General features: G+C 46.5%; 3 protein-coding genes. All 3 read right to left on the bottom strand.

The window, feature by feature from the left end; genetic code table 11:
• Positions 1-245: 245 nt before the first annotated feature.
• From AC805_RS15360 to AC805_RS15350, 3 genes are read right to left on the bottom strand one after another with little or no spacing between them, the layout of a single operon-like run.
• Entirely contained in the window at positions 246-2,519 is a 2,274-nt protein-coding gene (locus AC805_RS15360) for an FdhF/YdeP family oxidoreductase (RefSeq protein ID WP_055076232.1), read from the bottom strand.
• Positions 2,520-2,532: 13 nt separating this feature from the next.
• Positions 2,533-3,537, bottom strand: coding sequence for a Gfo/Idh/MocA family protein (locus AC805_RS15355; RefSeq protein ID WP_055076231.1), 1,005 nt, complete (start codon positions 3,535-3,537; stop codon positions 2,533-2,535).
• 59 nt (positions 3,538-3,596) lie between these two features.
• A complete protein-coding gene (locus AC805_RS15350) occupies positions 3,597-3,884 on the bottom strand; it encodes a hypothetical protein (RefSeq protein ID WP_055076230.1) in 288 nt (95 codons plus the stop codon).
• Between the last annotated feature and the right edge of the window lie 198 nt (positions 3,885-4,082).

Below are 4,082 nucleotides of genomic sequence, written 5' to 3'. Positions count from 1 at the left end.
TATAGCTGCCGCCAACTGTATCAGGGCATAATACCAATTCACGAAAGTGTTGTCACACTTTCGTGAATTAAAAACTAAACCCAGTAAGGTTTTGAGATTTCCAAAATGGCGTTGCCATTTTGGAAATTGGTATAAAACCCCAAAGAGAGTTGCCGCGCTCCGCGCAGCAACTCTCTTTGGGGTTTTGATTTTTTCCTCACAAAACTGGCGGCAGCTATAGAGCATGGCGGCAGCGCCGCCATGCTCTAGCTATATACAGCTACAGGGACTCGCTTAAAGGCTGGCGTGCCACAGCGCTCATCAATAGGAACGCTAAAAATTGTATTAACTTCGGGATAAAACATCAGTGCCGAACCTTCACGGATTTGTCCGTAGATGATTTCTACCTGCTCCATTTTGCCAGCATTGCCCTTGACCGTAACTCGTTGATGTTCTTGAAAACCTGCGCGATCGCCATCCATTGGATTCATCAAAATGCAATTGCGATGAGGCATTCCACGATAATAGTCACCATCTTTATAGACAACGGTGTTGTGTTGAGAATAGCTACGCCCCGTACCGAGGACAAGGACGATCGCTTGAGCAGTATCTGCGGGAAGGTCAAAGCTGGCAATATCAGGTAATTCTAGCTGGGGCAAAGGCGTTACAAACATTTTTGCCTTTCCCGATGGGGTCGGAAATTTAGGTGTATGGAAGATGCGATCAGAGATTGTAAATTCTTGATTGGTCGCGTCAATTTCTCCGATTTTTTCGTAGTTGGGGATTGTCTGGGCGATGAGTTGTCGTACATATTGAGGATCTTGCAGCGATCGCCAGTTGATTGCATCGTTACTATGCAGGCGATCGGCAAGTTCCGCCAAAAGCTCGACTTCTGAAATCAATTCGCTTCCTTCCTTTTGGCTGAGGTGGGATGTACCTTCATCATTGAGCCGCACAAAATTATTTCCTGACTCGGTAGTAGTTTTATGGGGATTTTCAAAGCGGGCAAAGACAGGCAGGATTAACGTATCCTTGTGGGCGAGTCCGTGAAAATGTCCGAGATTGGGCTTGGTGGAGATATAAATAATCGTTTCGATCTTACCGAGGGCGCGTTGGGCTTGGGTGAGATTGGGATTTGCGGCGTAGATATTGCCGCCGAGACAGAGCAAGGTGTCAATTTCTGAGCGATCGCTTGCCTCTATCAAAGCGCGGGTGTCGTAGCCCAGTTTTCGACTGAGCGATCGCTGTAGCAACTTCTCTAGGGCTTGCATAATCTCCTCTTTGAGCCGAATCGTTACGCCCATCGAGCCGAAGCCCTGTACGTTTGAATGTCCGCGAATTGGCATCGTCCCCGCCCCTTCTTTACCCACATTTCCTGTTAAAAGCGCCGTATTAGCGATACTAAAAATATTATCTACGGCATTGGAATGCTGGGTGATTCCCATTGCCCAAGCAAAAACTACCCTTTGCGAAGTGCCAATCATTTCAGCGGCAATTTCCAATTCTTCGCGCGAGACTCCGCAGGTGCGAATAATGTCCTCCCAAGCCAGCGATCGCACCTGTTCGATGACCTCTTCCCATTGCTCCGTATATTGCCGCAGGAAATCATAATCAATCCAATTATTCTCCAGCAGAACCTTCTGAATTCCTAGAAAAACCGCCGTATCGCTTCCCGATATCGGTTGAATATAATGGGAAGCAATGTCGGAACCCTTGAGCAAAGATTTAATTGGATAGGCGGGCGATGCGAATTTAACTAGCCCAATTTCGATCAGAGGATTGACGATAACGATCTTGCCACCGCGATCGCGGAGTTTAATCAATTCATTCATCAAGCGCGGATGGTTTGCAGGGGCATTGGAGCCAATTAATACAATGCAATCGCTCTGCTTTAAATCCGCAAGACTGACCATGGAAGTGCCAGAGCCAAATACCTGATTTAATCCCACCGTTGAAGGGGCATGACAAAGATCGGAGCAATCCGCAAGGTTATTAGAACCTAGCGATCGCATTAGCAGTTGCAATAGGTAAGCCGCTTCGTTAGACGATCGCCCCGAACTATAGGAAGCGAGACGCTCTGGTGATTTTTGAAAGGCACGGACGACAATTTCATAGACCTCATCCCATGCGATCCTTTCATAGCGATCGCGATGAGCGCGTTTAATGACAGGAAAACTCAATCGACCGAGGCGATCGGCTTCCATGGAATTAAGATTTTGTAGTTCTGCTAGGGTAAACTTCTCAAAAAAATGGGGGGGAATGGCTTCCATTAATTCTGAAGCGATCGCTTCAACACTCTTGGCACAGCGCTGTAAATTTTCCTCATCCTCATTCTGAAATCCCCCCTTTTGTCCGCCCGTTCCCCAAGCGCAGGATAGACAAGCACTTTTATGTAACAGGGTTTTCCATAAGAGCCCCCCCTTCAGATCGAGAGTCTTCTCCGCCCAATAGCCAATCACGGGCAGACCTCCGCCCATTTCTGGTTTTGGGCTACCTAGGGAATTGGCGATCGCTGTTTCGGAGGATATCGAGTCAGCCATAATTTTCTATTGTCTAAAGCATAACGGTTTGATTGCTTAGGGCGGACTTTTCGGCAGCATTGGCAACCGCCAGCGCATGGAGAATACTGTCATGGTTAGTATATAGCGGTGTCCCATCGAATAGATGGGAAAGAACATTTTCTGTATCTTTTTTAAATAATCCTCTGGTGGAGCCTGCATCAAGTTCCATTTCTCCTGCCGCCGAAATTAACTTGCCCTTGTCTCCCGAAAAGATAATCGCGCCTTCGCTACCCTGTAATTCCATAATCCGCTCTGGCTGCCAGAAATTTTCGCCTTTGCTATAACTAACATCAGCAAGAACACCATTCTCAAACTGAAGTTGAGCGTTACAAATACAGGATGTAAAATGATGGGGTAAACGATCGCCACTATAGCGTAACTGACAGGTAACCGCCTTTACCTTTCCAAAGAGAACGATGACTCGATTTAGACGCGATACGGCTGCTGTCAGGGGGAACCCAAACAGGTCGGGTTTATAAGTCCATTTGTCGGGTACGTGGTGCTGCGGGCTTTTGGTGGAATATCGCGCGTAAAAAGGATTGCCAATCTTTGCCAAATGTTCCACCACCAATTGATGTACGCCACCCAGTAGCTCAATATGCTCGACATGTAACAACAAATTCTGCTGTTTTGCCAAATTGACTAATTCTTCTGCTTCTGCGAGATGAAAGGATAGAGGATATTCCACAATCACGTGTTTGCCCGATCGCAAAGCCTGTCCGACTACGGTTCCATGATCGCGATTGACATTACAGATCACCACTAAGTCAAGATCGGGACGCATGACCAGTTCAGACCAATATTGATATATATGGGGAATAGCCAAATCCTGCGCGATCGCTCCTGCTTTCTCAGGCGTACCCGCGATCGCAGTTAGGGCAATGCGCGAATCTTGACTCAAGATTTCAGCGCGTAACCTAGCCACAAAGCCTGAGCCAACAATGCCCACCCGCAAAGGTTGAGGAATATTCTGATAAATAGAAGAAGAACTGGTCATGATTGAAGATTAGACATATGGACAGCTTGGAATTAGCGATCTTGAGCTTATAGTGCAGTTTATTTCAGGCGATTGAGCTTAGAAGGAGGCAATAATTTGCGTTCTTGGACGACCTTCTGACGGGGCGATCGCACGTAAAAGACTTTGCGTCCTGTGGTTTCATTTACCCATTTTGCAAAGCGGCTCCATACTTTTTCGGAGAGATACTTCTGAGCGACGATCGCTAAACCAATGACGATCGCAATCGGAAATACCGAATCAAAGGGATTGCCATCGCGACTACCTACAAATAACAGGACAACCGAGGTAATGAGCGCCGATATTAGTAAAAATTGAAATTTAGACATAGGTTTCCTACAGTTATGTTTTTTGCAAATAAGTAGCTAAGCATAAGTAAACTTAAAACCTAGAAGAACGTACCGCCCGCTACGCGGGCGGTACGCTCTCTGGTTTTGGTTTTTAATTATGCTTAACTGCTTAGCTAACAGCCAAACATCAATTAACGAGTTTTGAATGTTGTACCATCTTTAGCGATCGCTAGGCAT

The organism is Pseudanabaena sp. 'Roaring Creek', from assembly GCF_001402795.1.
Classification (GTDB): domain Bacteria; phylum Cyanobacteriota; class Cyanobacteriia; order Pseudanabaenales; family Pseudanabaenaceae; genus Pseudanabaena.
Note: the sequence above shows the minus strand (reverse complement) of the source record. Positions and strands in the feature narration are given on the sequence as shown.

Excerpts from the sequence above, each read along its gene's own strand:
- AC805_RS15360 (WP_055076232.1), bottom strand. The coding sequence starts at position 2,519 with ATGGCTGACTCGATATCCTCCGAAACAGCGATCGCCAATTCCCTAGGT.
- AC805_RS15355 (WP_055076231.1), bottom strand. The coding sequence starts at position 3,537 with ATGACCAGTTCTTCTTCTATTTATCAGAATATTCCTCAACCTTTGCGG.
- AC805_RS15350 (WP_055076230.1), bottom strand. The coding sequence starts at position 3,884 with ATGTCTAAATTTCAATTTTTACTAATATCGGCGCTCATTACCTCGGTT.